The sequence below is a fragment of the Capnocytophaga periodontitidis genome (genome assembly GCF_016126015.1).
In the GTDB taxonomy this organism is placed as follows: domain Bacteria; phylum Bacteroidota; class Bacteroidia; order Flavobacteriales; family Flavobacteriaceae; genus Capnocytophaga; species Capnocytophaga periodontitidis.
Genome location: NZ_JAEFDB010000007.1, coordinates 24,618 through 47,285, shown reverse-complemented (window position 1 = coordinate 47,285; position 22,668 = coordinate 24,618). Strand labels below are relative to the sequence as shown.

Sequence of the window (22,668 nt, the reverse complement as noted above, 5' to 3'; positions counted from 1 at the left end):
ACAATGAAAATATTCAATAAAAATATAGCAGTTGTAGCATTATCAGGTATATTACTCGGCGCTTGTACTAAAGATTTTGCCGATGTAAATACTAATAAAACACAACCTACCGATGAAGATATCAATCGTGGTGGCTATGCCTCTGGTGGATATTTCGCCGAGTTGGTACAACGCCCGATCCCTACAGGAGTAGGTGTTGACCCTGCTAACGACTATCAAGTAGTACAAAATATGAGTACTGATAACTGGGTAGGTTATTTCTCTCCAGGGCGTAACAAATGGGATAATGGTAATAACCAAACCAGTTACTATGTGTCCGACTTCCGTGCCAATGGTACTTTCTCCACACTCATTACTAAGGTGATGAACCCTTATTTTGAGATTAAAAACCGCTTGCACAATGTCCAAACTGTAAATGGTAAATTGGTGTACTCCCCTAAAGATTTAACAAGCCAAGCGGCTTTTTCTTTAGCGCAAATTGTAAAAATAATGGCTATACACCGTGCTACCGACCTCTTTGGCCCTATCCCTTATAGCGATATGGAACCTGGTAAAATCAAAGCTAAATACGATAGCCAAGAAAAAGTCTATAAATCTTTCTTAAAAGAATTAGACGATGCAGTAACCATACTCAACCAATACGGGGCTAACAACAAAGTGTTAGAAAGTTTTGACCCTGTGTACCAAGGTGATACAGCTAAATGGATACGCTTAGCCAATTCATTGATGTTGCGTTTAGCAATGCGTGTGCGCTATGCCGACCAAGCGCTCGCTCAACAATATGTAACTAAAGCTACTACTAATGCAGGGGGACTTATTGAAGACGATTCTCAAGCTGGTAAGTTAGTAACATCTAGTAAATATATTTTCGACCATTCCTTGGTAACTATGTTAGGTTATGGTGAGCTTAAAATGGGCGCAACTATCTATTCTTATCTAAAAGGATATAACGACCCTCGTATGGCTAAATACTTTACCAAAGCAACTGCCGATACCCATACCTCCGATTTCTATGCCGTGCGCTCTGGTATCGACCCTACCACCGATGAAACAACCTACAAAAATTTCTCAGTACCTACTGTAGTAAATGCAACTCCTACCTATTGGTTGCGTGCTTCCGAAGTGCAATTCCTACTCGCCGAAGCTGCTTTGATAGGATGGTATACTAACGATACTGCCGAAAATTTGTACAAAAAAGGTATTGAAATATCTTTCGTCGAAAATGGTTTAACTGCCGCTCAAGCTCAAAGCTATTACAATAGTAGCGCTCAACCCGCTAACTATGCCGACCCTAAAAACTCTGCTTACAATATCAATGCAGCGAGCACTATCGATAAAAAATGGCTCTCCAGCGGTAGTACTGAAGACCACTTAGAGCAAATTATCACTCAAAAATACCTCGCTAACTATCCTAATGGTTTCGAGTCTTGGAGTGAATGGCGTCGTACTGGATACCCTCGTATGTTTACAGCTGCTTTAAACAGAACCAATGTAGGAGCGCAAAACATCCCTGCTTCTGGTAAAGATTTCGGTATGCGCCGCTTCCCATTCCCTGAAAATGAATTTAAACAAAACAGAGAAAACGTTACAGCTGCTCAAAGCCTCTTAGGTGGTGCTGATAACGCCGCTACTAACGTATGGTGGGACAAAAAATCTAAATAAATTTAAAAGTAAAATACGATGAAAAAATTTGTATACACACTATTAGCCCTTACTATCGGACTTACAAGCTGTAGTAAGTGGACAGAAACAGAGTCGAATGCTGAAGATTTTGAAAGAGCGGCATTAGAGGACTTAAAGAACAAAAGAGACGCTGCTAAATGGCTCGCTGAAGCTGAACGCACTGAAGAGAACAAAAAAGCTCTTGAAGCCTATTGGGCTCAGCTCCGCGAGTACAAACAAAAAGCGTGGATCAATACAGGTGAAGCTGGCGGTCAGGTGCCTATGGTATATTTTTGGTTTGATGGACCTACTTGGCAACCTGTAAAAGGTATAGCACGTGGCTGGTTACAAGCAGTTCCCGACTCAGTAGTAGCTATCTCTATCTGGGGAGGTACCAATATGCGCCCTGAAACCCTAACCCCTAACCACAAAAAAGATATTGAGATTTTCCATAAAAAAGGAAGCTCAATTTTAATGTGCTGGCAAACACCAGGCGTAGGTTTAGGCTTACCCGCTACCAAAGATGGCAAAATATCTGGTTACCAAAATTTCCACAACAAATACCCTTATCCTGCTAACTATGACCAATGGCCAGCTATTTATGCTCGTGAGTTAGCGCGCTATATCATCGCTATGGATTTTGATGGCTATGATGTTGACTGGGAAACTTGTGGCGACCACGGATCTGTAACTAAAGAAGGTACGCCTTTAATGATTTCTGACAATAACTACGAAAATATTGCTAAGTTTGTAAAAGAAATGGCTAAATATTTTGGCCCCGTAGGCACAGATCATGCTGTAAAAACTCAAGCTGAACGTGAAGCTAATTTAAAAGCTTTGTTTGATGCCTCTACCGCTGGCTATCACCCTAAAGAAAAAGAATATATAGATGAGTTCAAACCTTATCTACCTGCTAACTATCTTACCAAACGTTACTATTTCTGTGCCGATGTACCTTGTGGTGTCGCACCTATCTTTGGCTCAAATTCCCAAACACCCATACTAAGTGGTAATGCTTTCGCTATTTATTTCGATAAACACTTTATGCAAGATTATCCACACGATGGTGTAAATCTTTCTGGTTCTCAACCTCCAATGTTAGGAGGTCCTTACTACAACTCTACTTCTGCTAACTATCAAGCAGGTAATTTCCGCGTGATGATAGGTAAAGGTAAAGCCGTGAGAGAAGGAAAAGTATGGGGCTTAGGTGCTTATCACGGACAAAGTGATTATGCTGTAACCAATGAAAGTGATGCTTTCTTTAAAAAATATCTCCAAGATAATAATATTACTCGTAAGTATTTGCACTACGCTTGGACTCGTGAAGCAATCCGCATCGCTAACCCTCGCCCTGATTACTCAGGATATAAAGAAATGGAACCTACAATCATTCTCCCTTAAAAAATTATTACAATGAAAAATACAATCATAAAATTAGCAAGTGTAGCCCTTTTCTTAGGGCTCACCGCTTGCCAAGAAAAGTTAGACAACGACAATAGTAACAGTCTCGGAAACCTTTCAGCGGTGTATATGAACGACAATAATGTCAATGTGAGCTTTGCCAAGTCTACTGAATCGGGTAGCACTAAGTTTGAAATCCGTATGTCTAACCTCAGAGACCGCAATGAAACCATCACCATTGCCGCTACCGATTTTTTCCCTGAATACAACGAGAAAAACACCACTAATTACAAAATGTTGCCCGCCTCTGAATACGAATTGTATGAAGAAGGTAATACTGCCAATAAATCTACAAACGGTAGTTTGAATATTACTCTAAAACCTGGGCAAACCGCTGTACAAGTAGGAGTAAAAGTACGCCCTTTAAATGAGAATAATTTCCCTATGGGCGTAAAATATGCTATTCCATTGCGTATTGTCTCTGCTTCTTTACCTATTCTTTCTAATAAAGATGTGGTGGTAAGCCTTAGTCGTCCATTTAAAACTTCAGTAGCCAAAATTAAACAAGGTTATGCTTTAGGAGTAAAAGTAGCTGATAATATACAAGGAAGTGATGAGTTTACCATACAAGGTATGTTCTTGTTTGAAGAATTTCACTCCTATAATAATACCAATGTAAATATGTCACTTTTCCAAGGCGAAATGTTACCTTATACCCGTATAGATGCTGGTAAAATACAAGTGAAAAACGGTGGTGGTGACAGCCCTGACGACTGGGCAGAAACTTCTGATATTGCTATAAAAAAATGGGTGCAAATCACTTTTACTTACAAGGATTCTTTCCTTAAACTCTACATCAATGGCAAATTGGTTAAAACCTACCAACGCCCTAGTTTAAAAGTATCTCCTGGTATGCGTATCAATATCGAAAATACCCAAACCTCTTATTCTGCGAATCGTTATTTCCGCGAGTTTAGATTGTGGAACAGAGTCCTTACTGATGCCGAAATCGCAGATGGTCTATATCTACCTGTCGACCCAGATAGCAAAGGTTTAGTAGTCTACTTGCCTATCACCAAAAAAGACGGATTTAAAGATATGAGTAAGTACAACAATACCACAATCTATAGAAAAGGTACTTCATATAGTAATACAGGAATACAAGATGGCGATCAATTCGTAAAAGATATTGATGAAGCTACCTTTACCCCTACGGTAGAATGGAAAGAGAATGTAAAATTCCCTGCTGAAATCTTAGAAACAGAAAATTAGTAATAAAGCTGTCCTGATTACCTTAGTAATCAATCGCTTTCACTCACATTGTAGGGGCGATTGGCAAATCGCCTGATTAGCAAATCGCCCTTACAAAATAAAACTTTTCAAACACCCCTTAAAAAGGCAATTACAATGAAAAAAATATTTATGCTCGCCTTCTGTTTAACTGCTTTAAACGCTTGTAAAAAAGAGGATATTAGCATTCAGAAGAACGATAGCACTACTTGGGAAATCGATAAGAGTATAGTCGATGACGATATTCGTACACGTATCGGATACGACCCTCGTTATCAATATGCTTACCCTACTACTTCTGAAGTAGTAGTGCCCATGCTCAGCTTAGAAGGTTTTACACTCACAGGGCAAAACACCCGTTCCTTAGAAGTAAAACTTTCTCGCGCGTCCGAACAAGATGTAAAAGTTTCTTTAGTATACGATGCAACTCTATTTGAGAAACTAAAAGCCAATTATTCCGAATATGAATTAGGAGCAGCTTCTTTGGCGCAAATTACCTCTGCTGAAAAAATAATTACAGCAGGAACCACTACCACTACTTTTGAACTCAAAGTAGCTAATCAAGCTAATTTCAACAAAAAACTAATTCTTCCATTCGCCGTAAAAGTAGCTAACAACAATTTAGTGAAAACACTCGAAGGTAAAGATAGTTTTGTAGTGAGAATCTACCCTAAAACTATTACTTTTGATGTAGCTAATAAAGCCATAACTAAAAGTGCAGTCTTAGAAAATGGTAAAGCTGTGATGAGTAACAAAAATGTAAGTGTAACGGTAACCCCTTCCGACCTTATTGGAACTGATATTTCCTTAGGTTTGGTAAGAGATAATAGCTTGGCAGCTGGCAAAACCTTAGCCCCTGATAATATTATTGGGACTATCAATAAAGTCAATTTCAAAGATAAAACTACAGGTACTATTTCATTTACACTGCAAAATGTAGAGAGCCTTACAGCTAAAGGAAAATATGTATTACCTTTAAAATTAATGGCTTACAACACTTCAGGTACAGCCCATCAAGTGCTTGATACTCCTATATTAGTAACTATTGAAGTAGGCGATGAAGATGTGCCAAATACTAATGAAATAGAAATACTTAGTTCCTATTCAGGAGCTTTGATCAATGCAAATAATTATAGCTTTGAAACCAATTATAAGCCCGACCATATCGAGAAAATGCACGATGGTAATGCTTATGGAAATCCTTGGTGGATAGACACTTCCATTGATGAGAATAGTGAGGATTCTCCTTATGTATTAGTAGCTTTTGACGAAAAAACATTGATCAATGGTATCAAGATAACTCAAAATACGCCAAACAAAAGAATAGGTTCTATGAGTATATATGCACAAAAAGAAGGTGCTTATAAACTTCAAGCTACTTATACCTCTACAGGTAGTAAACCAAGAGTCTTGTATATCAAGTTCAAAAAGCCTATCAAAGTAACTGAATTATATTTAGCATATTTCAGAAACGCTGACGACCAATATATTGACATCCACGAAATGGAGTTTTTCTAATAAAAAACATTTTCACAAATGTACAAAAAGCTAAAGAAAACTATAATCTTCTTTATCGCTGGAATATTACTTTCCTGCGGTAAAGAAGATATTTCTATTCAGAAAAACGATAGCACTACTTGGGAAATCGATAAGAGTATAGTCGATGATGATATCCGTACACGTATTGGCTATGACCCTCGTGAACAACAGGCATATTTCTATAAAACAGAAGCTGATTTGCCAATGTTTTCTTTTGCAGATCTTACTGTTAAAGGTATAAATACAGCTGTAGCTGAATTGAGACTAACTCAAAAAACTACCCAAGATACTAAAATATCATTAGTATACGATGCTGCTTCTTATGAAAAAATAAGAGAAAACTACAGTGGTTATGAGTTAGGAACTCCTAATTTAGTCCAACTTACCCAAAGTGAAATCTTTGTTCCTAAAGGAGGTAATGTAGCTAAATTTGAATTCACAACTTTAAACGATAAAGATTTTAATAAAAAAGTAATTCTCCCATTTAAATTGAAAATTGAAGGAGATAAAGCTAAAATATTAAAAGGTAGTGATATTTTTGTAGTGAAAGTTTTTCCAAAAGAAGCACTTATTACAATCGATTCTCCATCTCTCAATAGAGTAGTAACCCTCGATGCTGCAACCGATGCCCTTTCTGTTGATTTTAAAGATATGACATTTACTATCAAAAGTGATACTAAAATTTCTGAAGATATATCATTAGGATTAATACGTGATGAGGCTTATACTTCAAGAGATCTTGCACCAATAGGAACTGAAACTACTATTGAGAAAGTACCTTTTAAAAATCTAACAACTGCAAAATTTACTTTTAAATTTAATAATCTAAATCTAATAGGAAGAGTAGGAAGGTACACAATTCCTCTCAAATTAGTAGCTTATGATGCTAATGGAGGTGTACATACTTTAGCAAATATTAAACCTAAAGTGTTTATTACAACCCAATTGGTTTATCCTAAAAATAATATAGAAACATCTAATAGTTTAACAATTCCTTCTGGAAATAAAATTACAGGAGTTACAGGTGATTTTCAACAATTTTTTAATTTTGATAAAGAAGGATTTGGTAATATGTTAGATGGTGATGAAACTACTTTTGCTCGCTTTGCTTCAGCCGATTACTTACCTGAAAAATTAGGCTTTACCTTTGGTGAAAATAAAAAATTAAAAACAATTCGCTTAAAGGTAGACGCAAGTTCGCCTATTAAAACTATGGTAGTATATACAGGTGCTGATGAGCAAGTGTTAGGATATCTCACATTCAATGCTTCAACTAATTGGTATGTAATTACTTTTAAAAAAGCAATAACCATAGCCGATATTTATCTTGCACAGTTTGGAAACGATAAAGAAGAAAATCAGTTTAAAATTTATGAAGTAGAGTTCTATGAACAATAATTAATACACCATTATGAAAAAATTTATAATAGCACTAAGTTGTTTTTCTCTATTAGTATCTTGTAAAAAAGACGAGATTACTGTCGAAAAAAACGATAGCACTACTTGGGAAATCGATAAAAAAATAGAAGACAACGATATTCGTACCCAATTAGGGTATGACCCTCGTCTCAACTATATTTATCTCAGACCCACGGTTGCCGATCTGCCAATGCTCTCTTTTGGTAATGTAACTATTAATAGAAATTATACCAAAGAAGTAGAAGTAAAACTGCTTGACAAACCTTATGATAAGGATATTCAAGTATCATTTGCTTACGATGCATCAGCTTACAACAAAGTAAAAGCTAATTATTCAGGCTTTGAATTAGGTGATGCTAACCTTGTTCAATTGAGCGAAGCTACCAAAACCCTTAGCAAAGGTGAAACTTCTGTTACTTTCACGCTTACTATTAGCAATAACTCTAATTTTAACAAAAAAGTTATTTTGCCTTATGCCTTAAAAGTAACTGATAGCGGTCTTACACTTCCTAAAGGAAAAGATGTATTTGTACTAAAAGTCTTCCCTGAAGAAATAAAAATCACTGCGGTAACTCGAGAAGTACCTAAATTGTTAGGTTATTATAATGGTACAACCTATATTGGAGATAACGATAAAAAAGTAACTTTTACAGTAAAGAGTAGTTACGAATTACCTTCAGGACTTACTGTAGCTCTGGTACGCAATACCAATCCTTCTTTAGGGAGCAAAAAGTTAGCTCCTAACGGAGTAGAAGGTACATTGCCTGAAGAAAGCTTTGACGCTATAAGCAAAGACCTCTCATTCAACTTAGATGCATCAAACATCACAGCTAAAGGAGAATATGTATTACCTCTTAAATATATAGTAAAAGATGCTTCAGGAGTTGAGCAAGAATTGTCAAACAACGGAGTTGTTGTAAATCTAAACGTAAAAGAATTAGTTGCTTCTAATGATAACGTAGAAGTCGCTTCTAAAGAATTAGGTACAAAATTAAATAGAAAAGGTATCCGTATATCATATTATGGAACTGTTTATTACTTAGGTGATATGATAGACGACGATCTTTCTTCTTTAGGATATGTTAAAGAAGGTGCGTTTGTATATTTTACTTTTCCTAAAGTAAGAAATATAAAAACGGTCGTTATAAAAACTCGTCAAGGTAATGAAATGAAAGCTCTTTCATTGTATGCTGGTCTGTCTCAAGGAAATGAACAAATACAAGGATCTGCTACATATAGTGGAAAAGGTGATTTCATTATCACATTCAAAAACTCAGTTCCTCTTATCCGCTTAGCGTTAGGTAATTTTGTCAATAAAGATGATGCAACCTCTCATTGGATGGGTATAACTGATATTCAATTCTACGAAGAATAACACCATCTAAAAATTGCCCGTGTGATTCACACCCTTTGCCAAAGTTTATAGCATAAAAGCTATCAAAACTTTGGCAAAGGTTATTTTTGACACATTCCCTTTATCCCCCCCACTTGCATCTTGTCCCCCTTCGGGGGTTCGGGGGCTATCTCCAAACTGTTAAATTTTTGTATACAAAAAGTTAAAATATAAAATATAAACAACTGCTGATAACCCTGTGTAAGAAAGTTTAATTATATGCTATTTGTTTATAAATGATACAGTTGTATAATTGTTGCTGCATTAATTAAATAAAGGTAGCCCCTTATAAACACCCTATTAGTTTTAACATTTAACAAAAATAGATTTTGCAGTTTCGTTGGAAATGTGTACTTTTGTGCATTAAAGTACCGTTGTGTACTATCGTTTCAAAATAGCATTTATAGCATTATGAAAAAGTTTTTTCTAACAATTTTCTTACTACTTATGGCAATGGGTGGGCTCAGTGCCCAAGCATTGAACTTAAACAACTTCTCAGCCATTGGTGAAAATGGCCAATGTAGTTCTGATGGTAAAATAAAAGTGTCCATACCTGTAGGTATGGGGCCTACAGGCACTAAGTTGCAAGTGAAGTTGGATATCCCTAACGACCCAACAGGTCGTACCTGGCCTCTCGAAATAGGTGTAACAGGTAAAGATAGCTACGAATTTACTACTCTCAAAGCCGGTATCTATACCGTTACTATGATAGAAGTAGCTACTAATAAAAAATCTACAAATCCAAAGGTGATAACCATTACTTCTACCTATGTACCACCCCTATTTGTAGCAAATACTCTAAAATCTAACCCCCCAAGCTGTACCGGTGCAGGTAATGATGGAAGTGTCGCTTTTACTATCCAGCCCGGCGCCAAAGGCCCTTTTGTAGTAAAACTCACCAAAGGGGGCACCTTAATATATAGTGGTAACCATACCAAAACTACCGCTTCTCAGTCTCTACCTATTACTATTCAAGGAGGAGCAACTCACCCTATCACTGTCGGTAGTGACTATGAACTCTCTGTAGAAGATTTAGCCGGAGGAGTCCCTAACTGTGGAGATACCAATAAAACCAATATCACCATACTCCAACCCTCTCTCTCTTTAGCCTGCTTAGATTTAGAACTCAATTTCCTTAATTCAGGCATACGAATGAATGAAAACTGTAAGATAGGTCTTTCTTTTCAGTTGCTTCGTAAAGATAATGTAACACTTTCTAACTTCCAAAATCAAATAAAAACTTCTAATGCTGTATTCGTAAAACGTTACGATTCAGCAGGAAATTTCATTGCTTCCTATCCCATAGCCTCTACTTTTGATATGGCCTGGCGTGGAGCTCAGATAGCTAATTCTTCATCTTTCACTACCCCTTATGTGTTTCAAGAAAACGATATAGTAGAAATAATAGTAAATATAGGAAAAAACCCTATTAAAAGAAAATTTAAACTCGATGGAAGTATCTTAAATGTTATAAACAATACTGCAAGTAGCCCAGCTTATACTGATCACGCTATTTTTAGAGATAATGCTGGTTCAAAAGTGATTGAAGCTCTAAACCGTTCAGACTTGAACGTAAACCCTTCAAAATTATGTACCGACCCTACTCAAAGATATTTATACGTCGATAACTATTGGCGCTCCGTCCGTTTGCCTGATGCCGATGATCCTACCAAAACATTAAATTTTGGCACTTATTATTGGTATAACGGCTTAGTAGGCAAATGGCACCCTGACGCTTCTTTCTCAGGTGCAGGATATTATTACGAAATATATAAATTTATAGGTACAGGCTTCCCCGGTTGGAATAACGCTTATACTACCAATCAAATGGACGAAACCGATACTTCTAAATGGTCAAATGAAAGCGGAAACGTAATTTGGCTCAACGAAAACTATGCCGACCTATCCGGATTGCCCGATGGTTACTATATGGTCAAGTTTAAAGCTAAAAAAGCAGATGGTTCTTCTTTCTGCTACGAGCCTAAACGCATTGTCGAAATAAAAGCTAAACCCAATGAAATAGCAAAACAATTCCATTTAATTGAGGTAGATAAAGGGGTGTTCAAAGGTACTGTAGCCGTACGTAAATGGCTTTCTCCCGAGCATTTTAACTATCCCGTAACTGTATCAATCGATTACTTAGACGACCCAGGAGCTGGAACAGGAAATCGTACCTACAATTTCCGCACTTCTATGCCCTTCGAAACCTCTCAGCGTACAGTTACTTATACATTCCCTATCGTAAGAACTTTGCTCAACCCTCAAACAGCACCTCCTAATACCGGGCTCTTCCAATTTGGAGACCTACCTGCTGGTAATTATCGCATTACACTTACCGATAACTGCGGTAATACTACCTTCAAAGATTTCAATTTTGATACCCCAATGCAGTACGACAGAGATGAAGTGAAAGTAGAACAAGGTTGTGCAGGCTCTTCAAAAATAACTTACGACATAAGTTCCTCTCCCATAGGAACTATACGTGATGCTGTCTACACCTTATATAGAAAAAGCCCCTCTGGTAATTATGATATAGTGGTAGCTGGATCAAGAAACCCCAATCATACTTTTAACAACCTCCCTGAAGGAGACTACTTATTCGAAGCCAGAGGTTTCTACTATATGCGTATGAAACAAGGCACGTGGAAAGATAGTGCCCAGTCTGGAAATACAGGAGTAATGAATTGGCAAAACTTTACCGACCCTAATGGGGTGATAAATGGTTATAGTATGATCAACTCTCCTGACATCATAAACCCATCCGACCCTCAAATGAACGGTACTACAGCCTTGCACAGAAGTAGAGTATATCTCACTGTAAAACCAACAGGAGAACTCCAACGTGATGTGGTAGGTACCTCTTGTAATGCTGGTGCAGGATCAGGTATCGTAGCAGTTGGTATTAAAAACCCCAACTATATCCGATACCCTCTTACCTTTACTCTTAAGAACAAAGTTACCAATGCTCAGGTAGGAACAGTAACTTTCGGGGCTACCTCCACCGCTACGAACCACGTGTTCAAAAACGTAGCCAATGGCACCTATATAGTTACTACTTCCCACGCTTGTGGCGTCTATACCGATGAAGTCCTCGTAAATACCGATAGCTATACCTCCCCAGGAATTAGTTATGTTGCCCGCTCTACAAACCCTTGTAACGGCGACGTAGTCGATCTTACCTTCGGTGGTTCTACACAGCTCTTCGATATCGAGTGGTTCCGTATAGAAACTGATGGTACCGAAACCGAATTAGGCTTCGCTCAAACAATCTCCGATACCGTAACCCGCGATACTAAATATGTCGTGCGTTACAAATTGCAAGACCCTAACTTATGCGTAAATCGCAACGGTGAAGCCTCTATTACAGTTCAGTTCGCTAAAGATACAACCCCTCCAGTAATTACAGGTTGCCCTACTGGAACTATCACCGTTGAAGCTATCTCCGGACGTTGCTATGGTGTACCTACTTGGGGTGTTGTAACGGCTACCGACGATTGCCGTATCGGTACTTGGAGCCAGTCACACCAAAGCGGACAACGATTCGATATAGGTACTCACACCGTTACCTATGTATTTAAAGATACATCAGGAAATACCGCTACTTGTACTTTCAATGTAGTGGTAAACTCACGTGCCGTAAAAATGAAAGTGGATAACGACTATGTAGATGCTTCCGGAAGTCCTATCAACCGCGAATTAGGACTTACCGAAACATTCTACTACCGATTGAGATATAAAAACGAAGGTACAGCCAATGTCGCTACTGCTACCTTGCAGATTACATTGCCTAATCACCCCAATATCACAATAGGTACCCCCGATTTCAGTAAAGCTAAACAAACTATCTACCACCCTACAGTGGTAGCTAGCACCGCTAATACTTTTACAATCGATATACCTAAACAAACCCTTACCCCTGGAGCTAATGAGAGAACCATACTCATCCCTATCACTCTCAATGGCGATTGTACCCAAATAGGTAAACCTTGTATGAACTTGCTCACTTCTACCTATTCATTCACCTATGTAGGTGGATTGACTGGCTGTACAATCCCCGAGCAAATAGCTACAGGATCTAAAACAATCGCTATCTCTACACAAAACTGTATGCGTAACGAGTTAGCTTGTAGCAACGGTTCTGGCATCAGTACCTTCCGCATTCAGGCTATACCAGGTTTCCTTGAATACAAATGGTATAAAAATAACATCTTACAACCTAACCCTAACAACGATTCTTTCTTTGATGCTACACAAACAGCTACCTATAAAGTAGAAAAAATAGCAGTGTGTGGCGGGGTAACCTATACCACTACCGAGATAATACAATTGCAAACCCCTGAAGACCTCGCCGACCCTATCAAACCGCAGTCTAACGGAGGTGATTTGTGTGCCGATAACAACATTTGGGTAAGTCACTTCATCTTGTGTAACCAGCCCTCACGCAATATAGTAGTAAACTTTAAAAATAGCAACTTCGTATGGCAAAAACTCAAACCTGGTTCTAACCCTACCAGCTTGAACTGCCCTAATGTCGATGATGCTGCTTGGGAAGATGTACATTCTAACCGTACTTTCGTCGCTAATGCACAAGGCCATTTCCGATTGAAAGTAACTAATCCTGAAGGTTGTGATGCTAAATTCTATTTTGATGTATTCACTAACTCTCTCAACGGAAGAATCCTTGACCACGGCGATATTACTAACTATCAACAAGGTTATATCCACGTACAAATGGCTACAGCTGGTATTACCTATAAATATGTACTAAAAGATGCTTTTGGAAACGTAGTAAACCAAAACGGTCAGCCTTTTGTCAATACTACTCAATTAGAGTACCGCGTTCCTGTTACTACACCAGGAACCTATACTGTAGAAATAACCTCTCCTGCATTACCCGATAGCTGTAAGTTAGTATTAACTCAAGAAATTAAAAAAGTTACTACTCTTAGCGCTAAAGCTATTGCTAAAGCTTGGAAAGGATGTAACCTCCGCTCAATGCGATTTGAAGCTACCGGCGGTAAAAACCCTTATCAATTCGCAATATGGAGTATAGACGGCATCGTACAAAACGGCTATTCCGACTATGCTTCCGTACCAGCTTCTGCCTTTATATCAACTATTCCCGTAGGTTCTAGCTTCGTCGAAAGCGATATACATATCGATCAACCTGGTAAGTACATCTTCATCGCTAAAGATGATACAGGTGCCTATGCCCTTACCCCCGAAGTAGAAATCTATCCCGAAAGCTTCTTGGGCTACACCATAAAAACACGCGATATCCTTTGTGGTTTCGCCGATAATACCGGTCAGATTTCTGTAACTTACAACACTATACAAAATGTAAAAACTACCCTCTATAAGTTCGATAACTTCGGTGGTAAAACTTATATTGACGAAAATGGTACTGGTTTCTTCGATAACCTTACTGCTGGTAAATATGAAATAGAAATAAAAATTAAAATGGGTTCTTCTGCAAGTGCAACTTGTACCTATAGAAACCCTAATATCGTAATCAACAGTATAGAAAGCACTTTGCGTGCCTATGCTGGTGTGATCGAAGATATCTCTTGCGATACCGCTACTCCATCACAGTACAAAGTACGTGTCAACAACGTTAGCGGTGGTACAGGTACTGGCTACGAATATAGTACTAACAACGTAACCTATAGCACTAACCCTGTACTAATGGTAGGATCTACAGCTAGTGTGGTATATGTACGCGATAGCAACAAATGTACCCTCGAAATTCCTATCACTATCCGCCCAATAGTACCCCCTACCGTTACCGCTACTACAGTCAGCTACGATTGCGAAGGTAAAGGTACCTTCACCGTAACTGCTAATCCTGCAGGTAACTACGAATATCGAATCATAAAAGACGACGGTACCCTTAGCGAAACTCGTACCTCTAATGTCTTTACACTCCCACCAGGCGTATATAGCATCGAAGCTATTTATACTCCTGCTACAGCTACAGGTACCACACCTAACATCTTGTTCAAAGAAGACTTTGGCAAAGGTAATGATACTTGTGACTCACAATCAGTATTTATCACTTGTGCCGCCGGCGCAACTACTTTGGGTGATAACCAATATATGATCACTCGCCAAGTACCTACTGGCGGAACCAATTGGGTAACTACCCCTCCTTCCGATGCCTCTGGCGTTACCGATGGTCGCTACTTAGCTATCAACGGCACTTCTCCAGATAACGATAACGGGGTAATCTATAGACATACAATTAAAGATATAGTCCCTAATACCGAACTAAAAGTAGCAATGCAATTATTCAACCTATTGCCACCTACTTTTGTCGGAGGTGCTAACCCTAACATATTGGTACGCCTATATACCCCAGGTAATCCTGCTATCGGCGTACAACGATCATTAGGTGAATTGCAACGTATGGCTGCTTGGGAACAAAAAGAAATAACTTTCCCCGATACTGATATTACATTCAATACCGCTGTACTCGAAATTAGAAATACTGCCGCCGCCTCTACAATAGGTAGCGACTTAGCTATTGATGATATCGTAATTTCACAACCTACTAAACTATGTGCCGTACGCGCCGAAAGTATCTCAGTGAAAGTAGATAACAACAGAGCATTTACAGTACAAGCTACTGCCTACGACGAAAAATGCGGAAAAGACGATGGTTCTATCTATTTAATAGTCAATAACCCCGCTGGTAACTCAGTACAATATCACGTCGCTGGTGCTACCGTTTGGACTCCATTAACACTTACACCGCTTACAGCTACTCAAGGAGTCGCTACAATCACCGCTCTTAGTGCAGTAAACAACGGAACGCTCTTTGTACGTCGTACTTCCGACCATAATTGCGAAACAAGTGTCGACTATACAATCAAAAAACCTATACCACTCACCGTTACGGCTACCATTACAGCGCCTGTAACTTGTTTGAATACTTTTGCTTCTGTACGATTTACTGGCGATGGAGGTGCAAAACCTTATAAAAATTTCAGTTTCTCACCTATTACAGGTACAACACCAGCTGCTAATAAAGGCGCAGTAAATAACGAAGCCGACTTTAACCTCTCTAAAGGTACTTACCTTATACAGGTGGAAGATAAGAACGGTTGTACTACTACCGCTACCCTCGAGGTTCCCGATGTGAAACCTTTACAAGTAGAAGTAGTCGACTTAGAACCTTGCTTCCGAGGAAATAATACCGGTCGTTTGCAACTAAAAGTCCTCAACGGTAATGGCGAGTATAAATTTAGTAAAGATGGTGGTGCTACCTTTGAAAATGGCTCTGTAGCTGGTGGTACATCTCATATATTCGAAAATCTTACCGCCGGTCAATACAACTTTGTAATTAAAGATGGCGCTGATTGCCAAACTAATACTACCTATACTATCGAAAACCCATTGCGTATACAAGTAACTGCTGTAAATGCCTTGAGTTGTGTCGCAAATAGCGAAGCCGAATATAAAATTACTTATACAGGCGGTAGAGTAGGAACTCGTGAATTCTTGTGGAGTCATAGCCCTACCACTGGATTTACTACCGCTGTAGGTACTGGTATGACCTTGAGCCAATCAGCAAATGTGTATACATTCAAAACCAAAGTAGAAGGCGACTACTACTTTAGAGTCCGTTACCTAATGCCTAATGGCGACTATTGTAATGTTACCTCTGATAAACAAGTAGTAAAAGTAGTATTACCTTCATTTACAGTAAGTCCTACTGTCGAAGATGTGAGTTGTGCAGGTGCTAATACTGGTAAAATACACATCAACCCTGCCAGCGTAACGGGTGGAGTACCTCCTTACACCTTGTTAGTAGACGATGGACTCACCACACAATCACACCCTGTAGCCGATATCACAGGATTGCAACCTGGTACTTATACCATTACAATTCAAGATGCTATCTCTTGTAAATCAATACCTGTAGGATTTACAGTTTCCCAAGTAACAGCTATGGTAGCAACCGTTACTCACACACCTATACGTTGTGCCTCTTCAGGTACCCAATTGGCAATTGCCGAAGCAGTAGTTACAAAAGGTGGTACAGCTCCATACAAATTTACTTTAGTGAAAAATGGCGTTGATGTTCAAACTCAAAACAATGTTACTCAAAACACAATTGTTCCTTACAACAATTTAGACATCGGTAACTACCAAATAGTAATAGAAGATGCCAAAGGTTGTAAGTATACTCACAACTTCGTCGTAAATTCCGAAGCCAATGGCTTAGATGTACGCCCAACTGGCGTTACAGGTTGTGCAGGAAATAGCGGTGAAGTAGCAATCTCAGTATACGATAAGAGTGGAGGAGTAATCCAAGACGGACAGTACATAGCTGTTTACCACGAAGGTATGCAAATACCTTATGGAGCAACCGGAGGTGTAAAACCAATGCCTGATGGCCACACTTGGTATCGCGGTGGAGCAGTAGTCTCTACTACCCTTTCCGATGGTACAGTAGTACAAGCCTCTACACACACCTTTACTGGTTTGGTACCAGGGGTTACTTACACCTTTATAGTATACGATGCTAATACCCAATGTACCTTCACTAAAGAAGCAAACATCCACGTTCCTACACAATCTAATTTGAAGATAACAATCAATGGAACAGCTTCTACTACTTGTGCCGATGCAAATGATGGTAAAGTATTTGTAAACTTGAAAAACTGGAGTGCAGGAACAACTCTCTTGACCTATAGAGTTTATCGCTATATACCATCTCTCATTCCAGGACTTTTAGATCCTACCATAGGCCCTGTAGGTGGAAATATCCCAGTGTCAGGTACAGAAACTGATGTTACAATTACAGGAGTTCCTGCAGGTCGTTACTTTATACTCTTTACCGATGGTAATAACTGTACTATGGGTAGCAAAGAGTTTACTATAGGTAAATCTACCTCATTGCTCACTGCTACAGCCACAGTAACCAAGTTAGCAAACTGCAAACAGCCTGCTAATGTAGGTTTGGGTAGAATAGCAGTAGAAGCTGCAGGTGGAACAGCCCCTTACCAGTACTACTATCACAATTTGGCTACTCCAGCCCCTACAGGTAACGCTTTAGATAATGCACTCGCAAATTCTATTGATCGTGTCGCTAAAGATGTACCTTCAGGTAATTGGCAAATATTTATAAAAGATGCCAATGGCTGTCTCACTAATACTACAGTAGTAGTAGGAATGGATCCTCAACCTTCTATTGCATCAGTAACAGTACTCGACGCTTGTAGCGACAATGCCGATTATCCTATAAGTGTACTGTTCAACACTGTAGGTATAGGTCAAAACCAATACAAAATTGATGGTATTACTAACTGGCAAAATATTACAGTAGCTACCCAAACTACTTTGCCTATACGCTTAGCACCTAATGCGTCGCCTTACACTATTTCGTTCCGCGATGCCAACGGTTGCGAAACTAGTACTACTTTCAGAGTGAATGAGATGATCAACTACAAGGCTTCTCATACACCTATGTATTGCGGTGGATCAGCCACTACTACCATCAGTGTAACAAATATTACTGGAGGTTCAGGATCCTATAAAATAGGATTGTATAGAATCGTCGATAAGGGTACTCCTAACGAACGTGCCGTAACTATTGTATCTCCTGGCACTGCAGTACCAGGTACCTCTTACAGTGTACCTACCGGTTATGGTATTGGAGCTTATCGCATCCATATATACGATGCCACCACTTTTGGTACTTCAGCCGAATGTGCAAAAATAATGGATTTCAACGTAGTAGCACCAGAAGTACCTCAACTCGAAATACTCTCAGTTTCAACACCTACTTGTGCTAACGAAACCGCAACAATCCGTGTGAAAGCTACTCCTGTGGGTATCGCACCTTATACATTTAATATCGTAGATAAAACTACAGGACTCACACCAGCAGGTGTAACAAGCATTACCAATGTGAACTATATCACATTTATAGGAGTACCTTCAGGACCTAAGATCACTGGTGGAATCGATTACTATATCTCTGCCCAATCAGTATATAGTTGTACAGCTACCATCACCGTGAATGTAACCTCTCCCGATGTAGTAACTGTTACAACAGGTGCACTCACTAAAGAGGAATACCAATGTACATTAGATGATGAAGGTTATCTTACAGGCGAAAGTACTAACCCTAAACTCCACTTTGATATCACTGGAGTCTCAGGAGGTACTGGTAAATATACTCGAGTAGAATTTAAAACAGCCTCAGGAACTTTAGTAAACCAGCAACAAATAGAAGATGGCATAACTAAATATACTTATACTTTGCCTAATTATCTTACTGCTGCAACTAGTTATTATGCCGAAGTATACGATACCAATGGTTGTTCAGCTTCTACTACTGTAGAAACTATTTCACCTACCTTGATAATGAGTAACTTAATAGTAAACCAAACACAAACAAAAACTTGTGTTCAAAACGAAGTGTTAAGTATAACACTGACCACCACTACTGTATACAGTAATGAACCTATTGAGTATAGCATTATAAAAGTAGGTTGGCCAGGAACTGTTGGTTCACCAGTAATTCTCAACTCTCTCTCTTGGTCTGCTACAATCGCCGACCCCGGTAACTATATCATAAAAGCAAAAAATATGGTTACTAATTGTGAGATTACAGCTAACTATAGCGTCTTAGAACCTAACACTCTATTGCTCGAAGCTAAAGATCCTAAACGCATCACTTGTAAAGGTGGTACAGGTGAAATCACCTTAGAGCTTACTGATACCCGTCTTTCCGATGGTGACCAAGTGGCAAATGGTTTCAACTATGTGATAACACCATTACCTACAGGAACACCTATCCCAGGACCATTCTCACCATCAGGAACTATCGTTCACACAGGATTACCAGCAGGTCACTACAAAGTAGAAGCAACCTCTCCAATTACAGGTTGTAGCGCTGTAGCTACCTTTGAACTCGTAGAAGCTGCCGAACCTATTACCGTGTTAGCTAAAGAAACACGAAGTGTAACCTGCGATAACAACCGTGGCGAAATACTCGTTACCGTATCAGGTGGTTGGGCTCCTTATACAGTAAATATACAAGGTGGTGCTACCACTAAACAGAAAAACATTACCTTAGATGGCGATAGCGTATTGTTCAAAGAGTTAGGTGCTACAGGTACCCCTGGTGGATCGCTTACTTACAACATCACCATCACCGATGCTTGGGGTTGTAACGTAGCTTCAGGTACTACCAGTGTAACCTTGTTAGACCCCGATCCTATTGCAGCAGTAGTTACTGTTACCCAACATCCTACTTGTGTAGGTAGTGTCGATGGCGTTATCACCGTATCTGGTACTGTAACAGGTGGTTCAGGTAACTTCTACTATACACTCCTAAATGAAGGAACAGGAGAAGTATTAGGACCACAACGCAATGAACCTAAATTTGATAGACTATCACCAGGTTTCTATACTTATGAAATTATGGATACTTGGGGTTGTAACCTCACAAAACAACAATTAGAGGTGATAGAACCTAAACCTATAAAAGTATCCATTGTTTCAGCTACCTCCGAATTGCAAGTATGCTATGGCGATATTGATGGATCTATAGACTTTACAGTAGAAGGCGGTCGCCCTCCTTACACTATAAAAGTATTGAATAAATACACTAATAGTCCTCACCTTCTATTAACTAGTGTAACTCCTACTACAAATCCTTTCCGTGATACCGGACTTGGAGCAGGTGAATGGAGAATAGAAGTAACCGATAGCAGCCCTAATGGCGGTTGTACAATGTCTCCTACATACGAGTTTACCGTAGATTCTGCACCAGATCTTAGAGTAGACCTCGAAGTGATTAGTTCTTGTAAAAACAATAGCCCTTATACTCAGTTACAAGTGCGTTTCAAAGACCAAGTTGATGTGAATAAAGTAACATATAGACTCAACGGAACTGGAACTCCTAAAAACTTTGTAGAAAGGGGTAACGGAGTGAATGTATGGTATATCTCCCCTCCAGATTTGAATACCAATATCCAAACTCAAACCATAGAGCTTATCTATACCAATATACACTCTATCACCCAAACCTCAAAAACTTGTAGCATTACACTCGCAAATGCATTTGAGGTGAAAAAAGTTGAAAAACTTAAACTTACAAGAACCCCTACTACAGTAGTGAATACCTTGCAAGTAGAAGGTAAAGATGGAGTTAAACCATATCGTTACGTATTCAACGGTCAAGATTACGATACAAATAATGTATACGAACTCAAAATCACCGATCCTGATTATGTAGACCCAATAAGTGGAAAAACTAAGAAGAAAGTAGAAGTACAAGTAATCGATGCTTCAGGATGTATAGCCTCTGATACTATATACGAAGAATACTTCGATGTGATGATACCTAACTTCTTTACGCCTAACGGCGATGGTGTTTACGACACTTGGGCTCCTATGCACGTTGAGAAATATCCTTTCCTACGCGCTACTATCTTCGACCGTTTCGGTCGCCGACTCAAAGTGTTGAGAGCTGGTGAAGCTTGGGATGGTAAGTATGAAGGTAGAGATATGCCTACTGGCGACTATTGGTACATCGTCGAACTCACCGACGAGTTTGATACCCGTATCTTCAACGGTAACTTCACCCTTTATCGTTAATGATAAAGTGAAATCATAACAAAACAAAAAAGCTGCCCGAAAAAGGCAGCTTTTTTGTTTACCTCTTACTTCTTATCTCTTACTTATAAAAAAAGGCCGCCCAATCTCTTAGGCAGCCTTTTTGAATTTAATAATAAAAAAGAAAACTTAAAAATAAAAATTATGAAAAAAACTTTTTGTTTTACGCTTTATCTTTTTACACACAATTGTATTTTGGTTTCTATGGCTATGAAAAAGTCACTATTTCTTTCATTTCCTTTTCTTGACGGCACAAAGGTACAATAAAATTATGAACTACCAAACTTTTTCTTAAAAAATATTTAAAAATATTTAAAAGGATTATTAAAAATAATGATTTTTAACTGCCGAAAATATATTAAAAACTTGCTATCATTGATTTTTATACAATAAAATTCTTTTTCCTTTACAAAATATCTAAAGATAATGTTAAAACAATGTCAAAAATTGAATACTGTTAAAAAGTGTCTTTCATACTTTTTCACTTCTTATTTTTAGCACTTTATAGGATAATACAATAAAAAAGATTTTAAGCACTTTTATTATCCAAATACTTTTCGTATCTTTGCACCCTAAAATTTAATTCACTATGAGTATATCAACAAACAAAACCATTGGCGAAATCGTTGCCGACGATTTCCGCACTGCCGCTATATTTAAAAAACACGGTATCGACTTTTGCTGCAAAGGAGGTCGCTCCATAGAAGAGGCTTGCGACAAAAAAAATATAGATAAGCAAGCCCTTATCAACGAATTAGAAGCTCTTCCTAAAGGCAATAGCAACGAAGTAGATGTACGCGATTGGCCTCTCGACCTTTTAGCTAACTACATCGTGCGCATCCACCACCAATACGTGCGTGACAAAACCCCTATGCTCTTGCAGTTCTTAGACAAACTATGTCGTGTACACGGTGAGCGCCACCCCGAACTTTTTGAGATCAATCGTATTTTCAATGAGAGTGCACAAGACCTTGCATCTCACTTTGTAAAAGAAGAAAACGTACTTTTTCCTTACATCGAAAATCTCGTGAAAAAACAACAATCAGGTGAGCCTCTTGGCGAAATACCTTTCGGTACAGTAGAGAACCCTGTAGCAATGATGATGCAAGAACACAGCGTTGAAGGTGATCGTTTTGAAGAAATCGTAAAACTTACCGATAACTATACACCTCCCGCCGACGCTTGCAATACTTACAAAGTAACCTATCAAATGCTCCAAGAGTTTGAAGCCGATTTAAACCGCCATATCCACCTCGAAAACAATATCCTTTTCCCTAAAGCCATCGCTTTAGAAAAACAACTAAGAGGCTAATAACAAAAAAAAGCTGTTC

General features: G+C 38.8%; 8 protein-coding genes. All 8 read left to right on the top strand.

Annotated features, from left to right (window positions below):
• The first annotated feature begins 3 nt into the window (after positions 1–3).
• The 8 genes from I7X29_RS10430 to ric all read left to right on the top strand — a co-directional run bounded on the left by I7X29_RS10430 (position 4) and on the right by ric (position 22,649).
• Complete coding sequence (locus tag I7X29_RS10430) at positions 4–1,662, top strand: SusD/RagB family nutrient-binding outer membrane lipoprotein (protein WP_198474527.1); 1,659 nt, start codon at positions 4–6, stop codon at positions 1,660–1,662.
• 18 nt (positions 1,663–1,680) lie between these two features.
• Positions 1,681–3,063 carry a glycoside hydrolase family 18 protein gene (locus tag I7X29_RS10425; RefSeq protein WP_198474525.1) on the top strand — a complete coding sequence of 461 codons (1,383 nt, stop codon included), beginning with the start codon at positions 1,681–1,683 and terminating at the stop codon, positions 3,061–3,063.
• Between the two features lie 12 nt (positions 3,064–3,075).
• Positions 3,076–4,335: a DUF1735 and LamG domain-containing protein gene (locus I7X29_RS10420; protein ID WP_198474523.1), complete on the top strand. Its 1,260-nt coding sequence runs from the start codon at positions 3,076–3,078 to the stop codon at positions 4,333–4,335.
• Positions 4,336–4,470: 135 nt separating this feature from the next.
• Entirely contained in the window at positions 4,471–5,871 is a 1,401-nt protein-coding gene (locus I7X29_RS10415) for a BT_3987 domain-containing protein (RefSeq protein WP_198474521.1), read from the top strand.
• An 18-nt stretch (positions 5,872–5,889) separates the two neighbouring features.
• On the top strand, positions 5,890–7,290 hold the full coding sequence (locus I7X29_RS10410; RefSeq protein ID WP_198474519.1) for a DUF1735 domain-containing protein: 1,401 nt from the start codon (positions 5,890–5,892) through the stop codon (positions 7,288–7,290).
• Between the two features lie 13 nt (positions 7,291–7,303).
• Positions 7,304–8,686 (top strand): DUF1735 domain-containing protein, encoded by a 1,383-nt coding sequence (locus I7X29_RS10405; protein WP_198474517.1) that lies wholly within the window; start codon positions 7,304–7,306, stop codon positions 8,684–8,686.
• A 429-nt stretch (positions 8,687–9,115) separates the two neighbouring features.
• Positions 9,116–21,319, top strand: coding sequence for a T9SS type B sorting domain-containing protein (locus I7X29_RS10400; RefSeq protein ID WP_198474515.1), 12,204 nt, complete (start codon positions 9,116–9,118; stop codon positions 21,317–21,319).
• Positions 21,320–21,926: 607 nt separating this feature from the next.
• Complete coding sequence (gene ric / locus I7X29_RS10395; protein ID WP_009414110.1) at positions 21,927–22,649, top strand: iron-sulfur cluster repair di-iron protein; 723 nt, start codon at positions 21,927–21,929, stop codon at positions 22,647–22,649.
• Positions 22,650–22,668 lie beyond the last annotated feature (19 nt).